The sequence below is a fragment of the Acinetobacter sp. GW821-FHT01C12 genome (assembly GCF_059422625.1).
Genome location: NZ_JBWKXD010000001.1, coordinates 184,351 through 200,402 on the forward strand (window position 1 = coordinate 184,351; position 16,052 = coordinate 200,402).

13 protein-coding genes are annotated in these 16,052 nt (G+C 37.6%); 9 read left to right on the forward strand and 4 right to left on the reverse strand.

Translation table 11 applies throughout. The annotated features are described in order from the left end of the window. The first annotated feature begins 56 nt into the window (after positions 1 to 56). From AC07WY_RS00845 to AC07WY_RS00855, 3 genes are all read left to right on the forward strand, one after another. Positions 57 to 983 carry a LysR family transcriptional regulator gene (locus AC07WY_RS00845; protein WP_004821871.1) on the forward strand — a complete coding sequence of 309 codons (927 nt, stop codon included), beginning with the start codon at positions 57 to 59 and terminating at the stop codon, positions 981 to 983. 461 nt (positions 984 to 1,444) lie between these two features. Next, positions 1,445 to 2,818: an MFS transporter gene (locus tag AC07WY_RS00850; protein WP_494735494.1), complete on the forward strand. Its 1,374-nt coding sequence runs from the start codon at positions 1,445 to 1,447 to the stop codon at positions 2,816 to 2,818. 108 nt (positions 2,819 to 2,926) lie between these two features. After that, positions 2,927 to 4,192, forward strand: a complete 1,266-nt coding sequence (locus AC07WY_RS00855; RefSeq protein ID WP_494735495.1) for a DcaP family trimeric outer membrane transporter — start codon at positions 2,927 to 2,929, stop codon at positions 4,190 to 4,192. A 458-nt stretch (positions 4,193 to 4,650) separates the two neighbouring features. Here AC07WY_RS00855 and AC07WY_RS00860 read toward each other — a convergent pair whose 3' ends face one another. Further along, a complete protein-coding gene (locus tag AC07WY_RS00860; protein ID WP_494735496.1) occupies positions 4,651 to 5,562 on the reverse strand; it encodes an alpha/beta fold hydrolase in 912 nt (303 codons plus the stop codon). Between the two features lie 8 nt (positions 5,563 to 5,570). Continuing rightward, positions 5,571 to 6,122, reverse strand: a complete 552-nt coding sequence (locus AC07WY_RS00865) for a PadR family transcriptional regulator (protein WP_004719902.1) — start codon at positions 6,120 to 6,122, stop codon at positions 5,571 to 5,573. A gap of 168 nt (positions 6,123 to 6,290) precedes the next feature. On the opposite strand from AC07WY_RS00865, the gene AC07WY_RS00870 reads away from it, so the two are divergent. The 3 genes from AC07WY_RS00870 to AC07WY_RS00880 all read left to right on the forward strand — a co-directional run bounded on the left by AC07WY_RS00870 (position 6,291) and on the right by AC07WY_RS00880 (position 10,043). Beyond that, entirely contained in the window at positions 6,291 to 8,315 is a 2,025-nt protein-coding gene (locus tag AC07WY_RS00870; protein ID WP_151803512.1) for an NADPH-dependent 2,4-dienoyl-CoA reductase, read from the forward strand. A 144-nt stretch (positions 8,316 to 8,459) separates the two neighbouring features. Next, entirely contained in the window at positions 8,460 to 8,870 is a 411-nt protein-coding gene (locus tag AC07WY_RS00875) for a nuclear transport factor 2 family protein (RefSeq protein ID WP_004821860.1), read from the forward strand. A gap of 90 nt (positions 8,871 to 8,960) precedes the next feature. Beyond that, positions 8,961 to 10,043 carry a YheT family hydrolase gene (locus tag AC07WY_RS00880; protein WP_262086172.1) on the forward strand — a complete coding sequence of 361 codons (1,083 nt, stop codon included), beginning with the start codon at positions 8,961 to 8,963 and terminating at the stop codon, positions 10,041 to 10,043. 180 nt (positions 10,044 to 10,223) lie between these two features. Here the strand turns inward: AC07WY_RS00880 and AC07WY_RS00885 are convergent, their stop codons facing one another. Next, complete coding sequence (locus AC07WY_RS00885) at positions 10,224 to 11,099, reverse strand: LysR substrate-binding domain-containing protein (RefSeq protein ID WP_494735497.1); 876 nt, start codon at positions 11,097 to 11,099, stop codon at positions 10,224 to 10,226. 145 nt (positions 11,100 to 11,244) lie between these two features. Between AC07WY_RS00885 and AC07WY_RS00890 the strand changes: the two genes are divergently transcribed. Beyond that, positions 11,245 to 12,663 (forward strand): aspartate ammonia-lyase, encoded by a 1,419-nt coding sequence (locus tag AC07WY_RS00890; protein ID WP_494735498.1) that lies wholly within the window; start codon positions 11,245 to 11,247, stop codon positions 12,661 to 12,663. Positions 12,664 to 12,807: 144 nt separating this feature from the next. Here AC07WY_RS00890 and AC07WY_RS00895 read toward each other — a convergent pair whose 3' ends face one another. Continuing rightward, positions 12,808 to 13,272 (reverse strand): internalin, encoded by a 465-nt coding sequence (locus AC07WY_RS00895; protein ID WP_105712515.1) that lies wholly within the window; start codon positions 13,270 to 13,272, stop codon positions 12,808 to 12,810. Between the two features lie 229 nt (positions 13,273 to 13,501). On the opposite strand from AC07WY_RS00895, the gene pyrG reads away from it, so the two are divergent. Further along, on the forward strand, positions 13,502 to 15,142 hold the full coding sequence (gene pyrG / locus AC07WY_RS00900) for a CTP synthase (protein ID WP_004719920.1): 1,641 nt from the start codon (positions 13,502 to 13,504) through the stop codon (positions 15,140 to 15,142). Between the two features lie 30 nt (positions 15,143 to 15,172). Continuing rightward, on the forward strand, positions 15,173 to 16,030 hold the full coding sequence (gene kdsA / locus AC07WY_RS00905) for a 3-deoxy-8-phosphooctulonate synthase (RefSeq protein WP_004719923.1): 858 nt from the start codon (positions 15,173 to 15,175) through the stop codon (positions 16,028 to 16,030). Positions 16,031 to 16,052: the final 22 nt, after the last annotated feature.

Below are 16,052 nucleotides of genomic sequence, written 5' to 3' on the forward strand. Positions count from 1 at the left end.
TCGCTGTCTAAGATCAAATTTGCATTTTTTTATATCTTAAAGGTATGGAGTTTGAGATGGAACTCAGGCATTTGCGCTATTTTGTTGCTGTTGTAGAAGAACAAAGTTTTACCAAAGCAGCAGAAAAGCTTTATATTGCTCAGCCTCCACTGAGCAGACAGATTCAAAACCTTGAAGGTGAATTGGGTATCGCGCTTTTTGAACGTGGAAGCCGTCCGTTAAAAACCACAGAAGCAGGACAATTTTTTTATCAACACGCTGTTAAACTTTTGTCTAATGCCGAAGAAGTAAAGTCCATGACCAAGCGAATTGGCTTGATCGAAAAAACGGTGACCATGGGGTTTGTGGGTTCTTTATTGTATGGTTTATTACCCAAAATCGTTTATATGTTCCGTCAACAGCAACCACATTTAAAAATTGAGCTGATTGAAATGAGTACCAAAGATCAAATTCAGGCGCTTAAAGAGGGACGTATTGATGTTGGATTTGGACGTTTAAGAATTTCTGATCCTGCCATTAGGCGAGTTTTGTTGCGAGAGGAGCCGTTAATGTTGGCTGTCCATATCAGTCATCATCTCGCTACAGATTCTAAGGGTACTTATTTTGCCGATATTGAAGATGAGAACTTATTTCTTTACCCAAGTCACCCTAAGCCCAATTTTTCTACCCAAGTACGTCATCTGTTTTCCGAGCATGGTCTAGATCCTAAGAATCTAAAAGAAGTTCGAGAAATTCAACTGGCTTTGGGATTGGTTGCTGCGGGTGAAGGCGTATGTATTGTGCCTGAGAGTGCAAAAACCATTCAATTGCCGAATTTAATCTATATCCCATTGTTAGATAGCTCTGCAAAAAGTCCAATTTTTATGGCAATACGTTGTATGGATGAAAGTGAAAATATTCGGTCTTTATTTGATTGTATTTATCAGGTTTATGATTTAGAAGGCTTTCAATATGATCGTGCAAGCTTTACGACGATATATTAGGCTTCTTTCCTAAGTTCTTTTTAAAATCATAAATCAACATAAAATCCCCCTCATCCTAGCCTTCTCCCCCAAGGGAGAAGGGACTTTCAATACCAGTTTTATTCACGCCATATGATCATTTTTTCGATTTATGAAAAATTCATTCGGTCCAATCATTGAATGAAAAGTCATTTATATATGTTATTTTGCGTGAAAAGTAACATATTGAAAAATCAGAACAAGTCGATTAATTTGTTCTAATACTCTAAAAATATCGAGATAATCATTAAAATAAAAAATAAATCATTGAAAATATAAAGCCCGATTTCTTTATTAATTCTTTTTAATCCATTGTTTATTCATCAAAAAATATTAAACCGACTTTTAAGGTATGGATATATATGCAATCGGTTTTGGACAAAAAATAACAGCTGCCTCATTGTTTGAAAAAATTTCGTAGCGTTTCACCGCAGGAGGCAAAAGTGCAAACGAGTAAACTAAATATTAATCGCATCGTGGATGAAGCAAAATTCACCCCTTTTCATTGGGGCGTTCTATTGTGGTGTTTATTAATTATTATTTTTGATGGATATGATCTGGTTATTTATGGCGTAGCTTTACCTTTATTGATGCAAGAGTGGGGATTAACTGCTGTACAAGCAGGCTTGCTAGCCAGTACAGCACTTTTTGGCATGATGTTTGGTGCAATGAGTTTTGGAACATTGTCTGATAAGTTGGGCCGTAAAAAAACCATCATGATTTGTGTGGCTATTTTTAGTGGATTTACTTTTCTCGGTGCATTTGCATCAACACCCGTTGAATTTGGGATTCTCAGATTTTTAGCAGGACTTGGTATTGGTGGTGTGATGCCGAACGTGGTGGCTTTAATGACCGAGTATGCGCCTAAACGTATACGTAGCACACTGGTCGCTGTGATGTTTAGTGGCTATGCCATTGGTGGTATGACCTCTGCCTTGCTGGGTGCTTGGCTGGTGGTCGATTATGGTTGGAAAATCATGTTTTATATCGCCATTATCCCATTCTTGGCTTTACCACTTATTTGGAAGTTTTTACCTGAATCGTTGATGTTTCTAACTCACCAACGCAAGACCGATCAAGTGCGAGAAGTGGTACAGAAAATTGCACCACAGCAACAGATTCATGCATCGACTCAATTTGAATTAAATGAAGTCACCGCTGGTGATGAAGCACCGTTACGTGCATTGTTTCAGCAAGGCCGTCGATCAAGCACAGTAATGTTCTGGATTGCTTTCTTTATGTGTTTATTGATGGTTTATGCACTCGGAAGTTGGTTGCCTAAATTAATGATCCAAGCAGGTTATTCACTGGGTGCAAGTATGATCTTCTTATTTGCATTAAATATTGGTGGCATGGTTGGTGCAATTGGTGGTGGTGCTTTGGCGGATAAATTTCATATTAAACCCGTATTGACCATCATGTTTACAGTCGGTGCGATTGCGCTCATTTTCCTTGGTTTTAAAAGCCCACAATTCATTCTCTATACCTTGATTGCAATTGCTGGTGCAGCAACCATTGGTTCACAAATTTTACTCTATACCTTTGTTGCACAATTTTATCCTGCAACAGTACGTTCTACAGGTATGGGGTGGGCATCAGGCATTGGACGAATTGGTGCCATTGTTGGACCAGTCTTAACAGGTGCATTGCTGACCTTAGAGTTACCTCACCAAATGAATTTTCTTGTTATCGCTGTTCCAGGATTTATTGCAGCACTGGCGATATTCTTTGTGAATTTAAATGCTTCAGTGGAAAAAACTCAAACGGCCGAAGCACCAACAACTCAACAAAATATTGTTGGAAATACAATTAACTAAGTTCGTAAACCAAACTCACGCACAAACTGACTTGGTATTTCAGCCTGAATCATGAGGATTAAGGCTGGTTCAAAATAATCAATCGTAGAGAATAGGATGCTTTCTACAATGAAAAAATTTAACTACAACATTATTTTGGTGTCAATGGGATTACTTAGCCTAAATATGGCACATGCAGATTCGATGACAGAAGTTGAACAGTTACGTAATGAAGTTAAACAATTACGTGAAATGATTGAACAACAGCAACAGGTGCAAAATAAGCAAATTGTGGCATTGGAAAATAATGTTAAAGCAGCACAGGTTGTATCGCAGGCAAAGGATCAAAGCTTTGCACGAACAAAAGCAGGTGCAGAAGTAACACTATATGGGAATATCCGTGCGGATCTATTGTATCAGTCGGAAGGTGGAAGTGCCGATCGACTGTATAATCAGATCAATAGCGTACCGCTTAAAGGCCATAATGAAAGTAGTGATCAATTAAAATCGACACTTGCCGCGACTCGTTTAGGTTTAGATTTTAAAACTGCTGACAAAGATATTTCTGGAAAAATAGAAGTTGATTTCTTAGGTGCGAATGATGGACTTAGAATTCGCCATGCCTATTTTAATTATGGTCAGTGGTTGATTGGTCAAACATGGTCTAACTTTGCAGTGCCTGATTATATGCCAGAAACAATTGATGCTTTGGGTTATGTGGGAGGCGCTGTTAAACGTGATGCACAAATTCGTTATACCCATAAATTTAATGCAGAAACACAGCTGGTAACAGCTTTGGAAGATTCCAAAGATGCCTTATCGAATATGCGGATCCCGGTTTTATCAACTCGATTAAATCAATCATTTGCTGATCGAGCGGGTGCATTGAGTTTGCGAGGCATGGTTAGTGAAAAGAGAACAGTTGCTGATAATGAACTCGCTTGGGGTGTTGGACTTGGAGCAAAATACGATATTTCTGCAAAAACCACACTTAAAGCAGATTATTATCATGTTAAAGGTGACTCCAGTTTAGTGTCATGGACGAACCAAGGCTTTACCATAGATGCCAATAAAAACATCATGGCGCTGAATCAATTTGACTCAATCACTGTGGGGGTGACGCAACAGTTTAACTCACAATGGCGAGGAACATTGGGATATGGCTATATGAAAGCAGATGAAAATCAGGATTATATTCGATATTTGAGTGATCCGACCAAAGCCAATAAAACACTTTGGCAAGCTTGGGCCAATGTATTTTATAGCCCGAAAAAGCCATTAAGTTTTGGTCTGGAATATGTTTATGGTGAGCGTAAAGCCTTTGTTGCAGCACCTAATGGACAGGATACAGGTGAGGACAATCGTTTTAATGCGGTTGCGATCTATAATTTTTGATAAATATTTCTATTAGTCTTCTTACGAAAGTAGGCTTTTAGAGGATATTAAAATGAGGTGAAGTCTTTAAAAAAATATCAAACTTATATCATTCTATAAACGTTAATTCATATGGTGATAAAGTTTGTACGGCCATACCTTGCATTTAAAGTTTAAATATATTTGCGTAGGCGATGCCTCCCTTTTCAGGGATGAAAAGGGACAAAAATCCTCTGTTGGGTGAGAGGTACGTCCTGTACCCCCACCCAACGGCGACAGCCATGTCGCCTCACGATAGAATGACCATGTATGGTTCAATAATGTATAAAGCTGTTTAATTTATATGATGATCAATATATGGATTAGTATTAAATAACGACTTTAAAAGCGTTTTTTAAAGATAATGTGAGTAATTTGATAAAAAACCTCTTTTAATTTGATTTAAACGAGGTTTTTATATTGTTTGTTATTCGTTTAAATTAAGCGGATTCTTTTAAAAATAAACGGATTGCTTGGCTAAATTTCACGGGTTCAGTAATAAGCGGGGTATGCCCTGAACGTTTAAAAATAATATTTTTCGCATTGGCTAAACTGTCAGAAATTTGCATTTGACCTTCAGCAGGATAGAGCGATGACTTTTTCCCAATAAAGAATGTAGTTGGACATTCCAATTGTGAAATTGCCTGACGATAATCTTCATCATGGTTGAGATAATTATCGATATACCAAGTTAAATAATCCATTCGACGGATAGGTAATAAATGTTTTTGTAATTGAGGATGTTTAAGCGCCAAATTAAACATAAATGGGCTTAATTTATTACTGCCCTGAATTTTAATAAAATTTAACCAAATTTGAATCAGTTCAGTTCGTGGTTCAATCGGTAATTCATCGACAAAACGATAGTTTGAATATTGATGTAAAAAATCAGAGAAGTCTTTTAGCAATCTTTTAATTTTAAAATACTTTTTCCCAAATAATCCAAACTCCCATGTTTCATCCGTTGGGATTTTAGGGGTTTGATCAATGTGTAGATAAGCTTTGAGTTTTTCAGCCAAATTGCCATATTGCATCCCATGCATGGCAGTGGTTGCTCCCATGGAATAACCCATAAGAATAAAATGATCTAAATTTAACTGGTCAATTAAGCTTTCAAGATCACGCCAATGGTTGCTAATCGCATCGATTTCTTGAGGGATCTTACAGGTTCTAGAGCCACCAAATCCGCGCCAATCTGGGATATAAAATTTATAATGTTTAATATTAGGCAGTAAAAAGGGAAGCCATTGCCAACTATGCATACCTAAACCAGACAGGACCAGTACAGGTTCACCCTGACCAATTTCACGGACAAATAATTTTTCACCATCTGGCATTGTATAGTGTGGCATGCAGTTTCCTATGAATTCTCTTTATTCTCAAACGCTTTAAGCTGTGGAATGACTTGGTCGAGCCAATTGATCCAGCCCATTTCTAAGTCTATACCCAATTGTAAAATCATTTTGTGAATATATAAAGTTCGATCCAGTTGCTCGATTTGTTCAAAATCTTTGGAAAAAATCTGGCGGTATAGTTTTAAATTTTCACGATGTAATTCTAAATGACGCTCAAGTTCAGGTAAAACAGTATTTCCACCAAATTGTGCTTCTGCCCGTAAGCGAACCATAATTTCTTCACGAAGCTGGGCAGGTTGGCCTTGTTTGACCATCCAGTCTGCCAGTTCGACTCGTCCAAGTTGCTCAACTTGATAGGTTTTTTTTCGGCCATGATCAGACTGATCTTCAAGGGTGGAAATCCAGCCTTTCTTTTGCATGCCGTTAAGTTCACGGTAGATTTGTTGATGCGTTGCATTCCAGAAGAATCCCATAGATCGGTCAAAGCGTCGCGCCAATTCAAAACCTGTACTTGGCTTCTCTATCAGACTGGTCAATAAAACATGGGCTAATGACATTGTGTAATATCACATCAACAAAATGAATATAAAGTCATTATGCAACATGTTGCATAAAAATCAAATCTCGATTATAAATACTCAAACTATGCAACTTGTTGCATTAAACAGATATGAAGTGTCATTTAACAGATTGATAGCTAGCGAAAGCACGCCAAGGGAGTTCACATGTCTAATTATCCGCATTTACTTGCGCCTTTAGATTTAGGCTTTACCACATTAAAAAACCGTGTATTGATGGGTTCAATGCATGTTGGACTAGAAGAAGTTCAAGGTGGATATGAACGTATGGCTGCATTTTATGCAGAACGTGCAGCAGGTGGAGTGGGCTTAATTGTGACGGGTGGTATCTCACCCAATGATCATGGGGTAACATTCTTTGGCGGTTCAAAACTGGATCATTTAGAAGAAGCAGAAAAACATAAGGTCATTACCAAAGCTGTGCATGATGCTGGCGGTAAAATTGCACTGCAAATTTTACATACAGGTCGTTACTCGTATCAGCCTGAAAATGTTGCACCATCTGCGATACAAGCGCCAATCAATCCAACTAAACCGCATGCTTTAACTTCAGCAGAAGTTCATCAAACCATTGCAGACTTTGCCAATTGTGCAAAATTGTCACAAATCGCAGGTTATGATGGTGTGGAAATCATGGGATCAGAAGGTTATCTGATCAATGAGTTTATTGCTGCACGTACCAATCACCGCGATGATGAATGGGGCGGAAGTTATGAAAACCGTATCCGTTTCCCGATTGAAATTGTCAGAAGAACACGTCAGGAAGTGGGCGAAAACTTCATCATTATCTATCGTTTATCTATGCTGGATTTGGTTGAGGGTGGTTCTACACTTGAAGAAGTGATTCAACTTGCGAAAGAAATTGAAAAAGCTGGTGCAACCATTATCAATACTGGAATTGGTTGGCACGAAGCACGTATTCCAACCATTGCTACCAAAGTACCGCGTGCCGCATTTACTTGGGTGACCAAAAAATTAAAAGGTTCGGTCAAAGTTCCTTTAGTGACCTCAAACCGTATCAATACACCTGAAATGGCTGAGCATGTCTTGGCTCAAGGCGATGCCGATATTATTTCGATGGCGCGCCCAATGCTTGCAGATTCGCATTTTGTATTGAAAGCTGAACAAGGCCGTGCTGATGAAATCAATACCTGTATCGGTTGTAACCAAGCTTGCTTAGATCATATTTTTTCAATGAAAATTGCAACGTGTTTGGTCAATCCACGTGCATGTTATGAAACTGAACTTATTTTTAAAGAATCGCCAGTAGCTAAAAATATTGCTGTAATTGGGGCAGGTCCAGCGGGACTTAGTTTTGCAACATATGCAGCTGATCGTGGGCACAAAGTTACAATCTTTGAAGCATCTAATCAGATTGGTGGTCAGTTTAATATTGCAAAAACCATTCCTGGCAAAGAAGAGTTCTATGAAACTTTACGTTATTTTAAACGTAAAATTGAATTACAACCGAATATCAAACTAGTACTTAACCACACTGCAAGCTATGAAGAATTAGCAACAGGTGACTTTGATGATGTTGTGGTTGCTACAGGTGTAACGCCTCGTCATTTAAATATTGAAGGTATCGATCATCCAAAAGTTTTGTCATATATCGAGGTTTTACGTGAGCGTAAACCTGTCGGTAAAAAAGTAGCAATTATTGGTGCAGGCGGTATTGGTTTTGATACTGCTGAATATCTTTCCCATGAAGGCGAGAGTGGCAGCTTAAATCCACAAAAATTCTATGATGAATGGGGAATTGATACATCCTATGAACATGTGGGTGGCTTGAAACAACCTGAGATTGAACAATCTCCTCGTGAAATCTACTTACTGCAACGTAAAGCCAAATCTGTTGGTGCTGGTTTAGGTAAAACAACAGGTTGGATTCATCGTACAGGTTTAAAACATCGTCATGTCAATATGATTCCTGGCGCAAGTTACGACAAGATTGATGATCAGGGCTTACATATTACAGTTGGCGACAAAACCATGATTTTAGATGTCGACAATGTGGTGATTTGTGCAGGCCAAGAACCCTATACAGCAATGTTTGATCAACTCCAAGCTGATGGAAAATCTGTACATTTGATTGGTGGTGCGAAAGAAGCGGGCGAGTTAGATGCGAAGCGTGCAATTCGCCAAGGTGCTGAATTAGCAGCTGTGATTTAAAAGGATTAACGCTGTTTGAACTCTTTCTCTTTAAGCTATGTGTAGTGCGAAGCATGCTGCGAGAGAAGGAACTTCATGATTGGATTTTAAAGAAAAATATTGGAAATGAATTCAAAGTATTTCAAATCAAAGGGATATATAAAAATGAGCTATACAAATACCAAGCCTGCAATTCAAAAATGGCACAACATGCTGGAAAGTCGAGACATGAGTCTTTTAAATGAATTATTGGCAGACGATGTGGTCTTTCGTTCACCTGTGGCTTATAACCCCTATGAAGGTAAGCAAGTGGTCTTTTTCATTTTAAGTAATGTGATTCAAATTTTTGAAAACTTTACATATCATCGAGAATTTTTTACAGAAGATGAGCAAAGTGTAGTTTTAGAATTTTCTGCCAATGTTGGTGAAAAAAAATTAAAAGGGATTGATATGATTCGTTTTAATGAACAGGGTCAAATTGTTGATTTTGAAGTGATGATTCGACCAAAAAGTGGTTTGGAAGCATTGGCAGCTCAAATGGGGCAACGTATGGCCAGCTTTATACCTAAAGCCTAATTACGTATATACTGCAATAAATAAAATTAAGCGTGAAAAATTTCTTAATTTTTAAAATGATGATGAGTGATAAAAGAGTTGAGGTGGAAAATGTCTGTATTACATAAGTTTACTGAGATTAGCCAAGATTTATTGGATCAAGTGACAGGTGCTGAATTACCAAAGCTGTATTTTAATCAGCAAGGGAAAATGTCTGAGATCATCAAGAAACTGCCTCAACTACAGGATAAATATCGTCCTACACCATGGCTCAGCAATACCCATGCTCACCTGTTATATTTTGATTTAATTAAGAAAAAATCCGTTAAGCTGGACTATGATCGAATTGATCAGCTGACCATGCAAGATGGCGGTGTTACGGCAATTGCTTGGTATGGCTACGATTTACCACAAGAAACCCCAACTATCGTGATTATGCATACGATTACAGGCACACCTGACAGTATGCGTGAATTGGTCAAAGATCTCCATGAATATACGGGATGGCGTATTGCATTATGTTTGCGCCGTGGGCATGCGGGCTTACCTATGCCTGTTCCTTTAATGTCAATTTTTGGTTCAACTTCTGATTTAAAAGAGCAATTGGCTTCGATTCAAAACCTATTTCCGCAATCTGATCTTTATGCAGTTGGTTCTTCCGCTGGTACAGGCCTACTTGTGCGTTATCTTGGCGAACAAGGCCTAGATACACCTTTTAAAGCGGCTTTTGCCATGTGCCCTGGTTATGATACTGAGCTTGGATTTCAAAATGTCCATCCTTTCTACACCAAAGTCATGACCCAAAAATTGTTTAAGGCATTTATTAAGCCTTATGAACAAACCTGGACACCATTACATTCTGTACAAAATGTTTTACAAACGAAAACCCTACAAGAGTTTCAGACTGAATATTTTGAAATGGCTGGATTTTCAGATTATGAAAGCTATTCAAAAGCCACCAATCCAATTTATGTATTTGAAAATGTTAAAATTCCATTAATGATTCTAAACTCAGAAGATGATCCTGTATGTTCAATCAAGAATTTAGAGCCGTTTAAAGAAACCATTCAAAATATGGATAATGTTGTGGTGGTGACAACCAAAAAGGGCAGTCATTGTGGTTTTTATGAAGGTCTTAATACCAAATCTTGGGCTTCACGTTTAATGGCTGATTTTTTAAGACAGTATTCATGATGATACGCAGTATCAATAAATATCTCTTTAATTTAAAAAACTGACAGATCAAACTATTATCATTAGATCTGGCAGTTTTAATTTTTCAACTGGGCGTTTAATTGATCCTAAGTTGCTAGATTAAGATAAATCTACATGATCATTTTTTGAAGTAAGCAAGATCTTTATTAAAATAAAGGCCTATTTAAGTGCTAAATAATTCCAAACAAAATTTATCTTTTGTGAGTAAATAATATTGCTACGAACGATATAAATATCTTGAAAGAAACTATAACCATCAAGTATTTTTAATTTATTTTCATTTATTTCTTCTTCAATCAGTAAGCGAGGTAACCAAGCTACGCCTAAGCCTTGTAAAGCCAAGGCTTTTAAGTCACTGGCATTATCTGTTTCATATAATGTTCGATAATTGAGTTTACTTTCTATAATTTTATCTACACATTTTCTCAGATAAGCTTGTTTACTATAGGCCAAAAGGGGGAATGTCTGGTTAAGTTGGTATTTAGGCAATTCATTTTTGCTTGCTGTAACTGGCACAATTTGCATATTTACAATTTTATGATAGGTAAAAAGTGTAAGATCCAATTGTTGTAAAGTGAGTTGATCACAATAACAAATGAGAAAATCACAAGAACCTTCTTTTAATAAATGTATGCCTTGTTGCAGATTTGCAGCAATAATTTCTAACTTTAGATCATTATAGTCTGAGTATAGTTTTTGAATAAATTTGGGAAAAAACTGCGTGATGAGTGAGTGTGATACTGCAAATTTAATTGAGAGTTCATTATCCTTAATATTTTTCTCTAAATATTTTATTGTTGTATCCATTTGGTTCTGAATATTTTTTGCTGTAGAGAGCAAGACTTGACCAGCATCTGTAAAATCAATGTTTTTACTATAGCGCTTTAAAATTTGAAACCCTAACGACTCTTCAATATTTTGTATTCTACGTGTAAAAGCCGATTGAGTGACATGACGTATAGTTGCAGCTTTAGAAATGGATTTTTCTTGGTCTAATGCAAGTAGATCTTCTATCCAGCGAATTTCAAGCGTCATGTTCAATCACCAATAAATATTTAACTCAAGCAAAGTATAACAAGTGATATGCAAAAAATGCATACAGATATATTTTTTTACATTGGTCAAGTTTAGATTGTTTCACCTAAGATGAATTGATTATCTTCGTAGAGTTACATTGCAAATGAACATTGAAATTAAAACGAGAACTGAGAAAGATTTATTGGGAATGAAAGAAGTCCCATTTCATTGCTATTACGGTGTACAAACATTAAGAGCGGTTGAGAACTTTAACCTAAGTGCGCATAAATTAAGTCATTTCCCTATTTTTATTCAAGCGCTTGCTATGGTGAAGTCTGCTTGTGTAGAGGCTAATTTTACATTAAATAAAATTGAAGAAAATAAATATAAAGCGATTCAACATTCATGTCAGCAATTGATAAATGGTTCATACCATAATCAATTCCCTATTGATATGATTCAGGGTGGAGCAGGAACTTCTACAAATATGAATGCAAATGAAGTTATTGCAAACATTGGATTAGAGTTTCTTGGTCATGCAAAAGGCGAATATCAATATCTACATCCCAATAACGATGTAAATATGTCTCAATCGACCAATGATGTATATCCAAGTGCAATAAAAATAGGTCTATTATTTGCATTGGATCATCTCAATGTTCCGTTTCAAAAACTAATTGAAAGCCTAGGTCGCAAAGCTGAAGAGTTCTCTGATATCTTGAAAATGGGACGTACTCAGTTACAAGATGCGGTACCGATGACATTAGGGCAAGAATTTAGTGCTTTTGCGCATACCTTACAAAATGATTTGCAAAAGTTAAATCATATTATGCCTGATTCACTTAGTGTGATTAATTTAGGTGGGACAGCAATCGGTACAGGGATTAATACCGAGGTTGAGTATCGCTTAAATGCCATTCAAGCTTTATCAGAAATCACGGGTAAAAATATTTCAAGCTCGCCTGATTTGATTGAAGCGACTACAGATATGGGTGACTTTGTACTTTTATCGAGTTTACTCAAACGTACTGCAACCAAGTTGTCTAAAATCTCTAATGATTTACGTTTGCTATCGAGTGGGCCGCGTACTGGTATAGGTGAGATACAATTAGAACCACGTCAGCCCGGTAGTTCAATCATGCCAGGAAAAGTAAATCCAGTGATTCCTGAAGCGATGAATTTGGCGTGCTATCAAATTATTGCAAATGATTTAGCAATTACTTTGGCTGCAGAAGGTGGTCAACTACAATTAAATGCGTTTGAACCATTAATTGCGCTTAAACTATTTGAATCTATTGAGTTATTAGGCAAAGCGATGCAAATGCTGAATGAAAAGTGCATCCAAAATATTCGTGCCAATGCAGCGCATTGTCAGCATTTAGTGGATAACTCAATTGGTATCATTACGGTGCTAAACCCATATTTAGGTTATGAAACCACTACACGAATTGCAAAGATGGCAAATGAATCTGGGCAGAGTGTTTTGGCTTTGATCAAAGCTGAGGGATTACTTTCAGATGAAATTTTAGCAGATGTACTTGCTGTTCATAATATGGTTCAGCCAAAGCAGCATGCGGCTTAGTTTTTAAAAGCTACAGGTACAATTAAACTCATTCATGACTTAATCATAAGAAATTAAGTTTCATATGGCATATGCAACTGAATACTTATACAGAGTTATAAAAAAGGGAAATCATCATTTCCCTTTTTTTAGCAATGCAAAATCTTAGTTTTTCAAAGCTGGTGTAGCAGCAGCGATGGCAGCGGCAACAGCATCATCTTCAGATTGTGCTGAACCAGAGCTTGCTTTTGGTGCTGGTGTTTTGGTTTGTGCAGTTTCAGTTTTTACTGACTCTGCTTTTGCAGGCTTCGCTTCAGTCGCAGCAGGTTTATTTTCCGCTTGTGCACTTGGCATAGTTGCATGGGCTTCATGCGTTGGTTCACGGCGAATTTCTGTGCTTGTATTTGCTGTTTCTGTGCGTTCAACTTCTACATGTGCCGGAATTTCGACTTGTTGTGCATTATTCTGTTCAACGCTTGGTAAGCTTTCAAACTGTGTCGGTTCAGAAGTCGCAGGTTGAGCAGTTTCAACTTTCTCTGGCTCAGCTTCTTTAGGCTCTTCTTTTTTTACACAAGCAGATACCAAAAGCGCTGTCGCAATTGCACCACAAATTAAAAATTTCTTATTCATAATGACTCAAAACAAAACGTATTAAAGAGATGTTACTTAGTATAACAGCAAAATGATATTTAAAAATCACCTTATCAAGTGCTAATTTTTTATTGGAAATGCTGATAGAATAGCCAATTGTTTATTGTTCTATGAATTGATGTGAATTGACTTTGCTTTCTTGGTACAAGGTAAAGTAAAATCGCACAACATTGTAGGCCAATTTAGGCTCCATTGTACGAGAAACTTAATGACCCATTTTATATTCGTAACTGGTGGTGTTGTATCATCACTAGGTAAAGGTATTTCAGCTGCTTCAGTTGCTGCACTTTTAGAAGCCCGTGGTTTAAAAGTAACCATGGTCAAAATGGATCCATACATTAATGTCGATCCTGGGACTATGAGCCCATTCCAGCACGGTGAAGTATTTGTCACAGAAGATGGTGCTGAAACTGACTTAGATTTGGGTTATTACGAGCGTTTCTTACGTCGTGCCAAAATGACCAAATTAAATAACTTTACATCAGGTCGTGTTTATCAAGACGTTTTAAATAAAGAACGTCGTGGTGATTATCTCGGCGGTACAGTACAAGTTATTCCACATATTACGGATAATATTAAAGAACGTGTTCTTCGCGCAGGCGAAGGTTATGACGTTGCCATTGTGGAAATCGGTGGCACAGTAGGTGACATTGAATCTCTCCCATTCATGGAATCTGTACGTCAGTTGATGGTTGAGCTTGGTCATAAACGTACCATGTTGATGCATTTGACTTTATTACCTTATATCAAGTCTGCTGCTGAACTTAAAACCAAACCAACTCAACATTCTGTTAAAGAATTATTGTCGATTGGTATTCAACCAGACATTCTGATTTGTCGTACTGAACATGATGTTGACGCAGATACCACCCGTAAAATTGCACTCTTTACAAACGTTGAAGCGCGTGCCGTTGTGGTGTGTAAAGATGCACGTTCAATTTATCAAATCCCACGTACATTCTATGAACAAAACGTTGATGATTTAATCTGTGAACGTTTTGGTTATGACAGCTTGCCTGAAGCCGATCTTTCGGATTGGGATCATGTGGTTGAAGCATTATTGAATCCAGAGTACACAGTTCGTGTAGCGATGGTGGGTAAATATGTTGAATTGCCAGATGCATATAAGTCTGTCAATGAAGCACTTTTACATGCGGGTATTCAAAACCGTGTCAAAGTTCAAATTGACTATATCAATGCTGAAGAGCTTGAAAGCCAAAATCCTGCTGAAGTATTAAAAGGTATCGATGCAATTTTGGTTCCTGGCGGTTTTGGTGAACGTGGTACTGAAGGCAAAATGCAGGCGATTCAATATGCCCGTGAAAACAAAGTACCTTTCTTGGGTATTTGTTTAGGTATGCAATTGGCCGTGATTGAATTTGCTCGTCATGTTGCTGCTATGCCAGAAGCGACTTCTACGGAGTTTAATCGTTCAACAAAATTCCCATTGATTGGTTTAATTACTGAATGGTTAGATGAGCGTGGTGAAATTCAGCATCGTAGTACTGAGTCAAACCTTGGTGGCACAATGCGTTTAGGTGCACAAAAATCAGAATTGGTTGAAGGCACTAAAACACGTGAAGTTTACGGCAAAGCGGAAATTACTGAACGTCATCGTCATCGTTATGAAATGAATGATCGCTTTATTCCTGCAATTGAACAGGCAGGTATGAAAATTTCTGGTTATTCTACAGCGCAACATCTTGTTGAAACAGTAGAAATTCCTGAACATCCTTGGTTTATTGCTGTACAATTCCACCCGGAATTTACAAGTTCACCACGTGATGGACATCCATTATTTGCTAGTTTTATCGATGCCGCTAAAAAGCAGCACCAAAACAGCAAGTAAGTATGTAAGAACTTAAACTAGGAAGTTTAAATGTCACAATTAAAACCACAAGAAATTGTACGTTTAGGCGATATACAAATGGCAAATCACTTGCCATTTGTATTATTCGGCGGCATGAACGTACTTGAGTCGAAAGACTTGGCTTTTGAAATTGCAGAAACGTATGTCGATATCTGTACTCGTTTAGAAATACCGTATGTATTTAAAGCTAGTTTTGATAAAGCCAATCGTTCAAGCTTACATTCGTTCCGTGGCCCCGGTTTGGAAAAAGGCATCGAATGGTTAGGCGACATTAAAAAGCATTTTAATGTTCCGATTATTACCGATGTTCATGAACCTCACCAAGCTGCAGCTGTCGCTGAAGTTGCTGACATTATCCAGCTTCCCGCATTTCTTAGTCGTCAGACTGATTTGGTTGAAGCAATGGCGAAAACTCAAGCCATTATCAACATCAAAAAAGCACAATTCCTTTCTCCTCGTGAAATGAGCCATATTCTAAACAAATGTTTAGAAGCGGGTAATAACAAGCTCATTTTGTGTGAACGTGGTACGTCATTTGGCTATAACAACTTAGTTGTTGATATGCTGGGTTTCGACATCATGAAAGAAATGAATGTGCCAGTATTTTTTGATGTCACACATGCATTGCAAACACCAGGCGGTCGTGCTGATTCAGCAGGTGGTCGTCGTGCTCAAATCACCACCTTAGCACGTGCGGGTATGGCAACAGGGCTTGCAGGTTTATTTTTAGAAAGTCATCCAGACCCTGAAAATGCAAAATGTGATGGTCCTTGTGCATTACGTATGTCGCAGCTTGAGCCGTTTTTAGCGCAGTTAAAAGAATTGGATACCTTAGTTAAAGGTTTCAAAAAGTTAGATACACATTGATGCGCTTATAAAGCATCTTATT

Excerpts from the sequence above, each read along its gene's own strand:
- kdsA (WP_004719923.1), top strand. The coding sequence starts at position 15,173 with ATGTCACAATTAAAACCACAAGAAATTGTACGTTTAGGCGATATACAA.
- AC07WY_RS00895 (WP_105712515.1), bottom strand. The coding sequence starts at position 13,272 with ATGAATAAGAAATTTTTAATTTGTGGTGCAATTGCGACAGCGCTTTTG.
- AC07WY_RS00880 (WP_262086172.1), top strand. The coding sequence starts at position 8,961 with ATGTCTGTATTACATAAGTTTACTGAGATTAGCCAAGATTTATTGGAT.
- AC07WY_RS00875 (WP_004821860.1), top strand. The coding sequence starts at position 8,460 with ATGAGCTATACAAATACCAAGCCTGCAATTCAAAAATGGCACAACATG.
- AC07WY_RS00870 (WP_151803512.1), top strand. The coding sequence starts at position 6,291 with ATGTCTAATTATCCGCATTTACTTGCGCCTTTAGATTTAGGCTTTACC.
- AC07WY_RS00855 (WP_494735495.1), top strand. The coding sequence starts at position 2,927 with ATGAAAAAATTTAACTACAACATTATTTTGGTGTCAATGGGATTACTT.
- AC07WY_RS00890 (WP_494735498.1), top strand. The coding sequence starts at position 11,245 with ATGAACATTGAAATTAAAACGAGAACTGAGAAAGATTTATTGGGAATG.
- pyrG (WP_004719920.1), top strand. The coding sequence starts at position 13,502 with ATGACCCATTTTATATTCGTAACTGGTGGTGTTGTATCATCACTAGGT.
- AC07WY_RS00860 (WP_494735496.1), bottom strand. The coding sequence starts at position 5,562 with ATGCCACACTATACAATGCCAGATGGTGAAAAATTATTTGTCCGTGAA.
- AC07WY_RS00885 (WP_494735497.1), bottom strand. The coding sequence starts at position 11,099 with ATGACGCTTGAAATTCGCTGGATAGAAGATCTACTTGCATTAGACCAA.
- AC07WY_RS00865 (WP_004719902.1), bottom strand. The coding sequence starts at position 6,122 with ATGTCATTAGCCCATGTTTTATTGACCAGTCTGATAGAGAAGCCAAGT.
- AC07WY_RS00845 (WP_004821871.1), top strand. The coding sequence starts at position 57 with ATGGAACTCAGGCATTTGCGCTATTTTGTTGCTGTTGTAGAAGAACAA.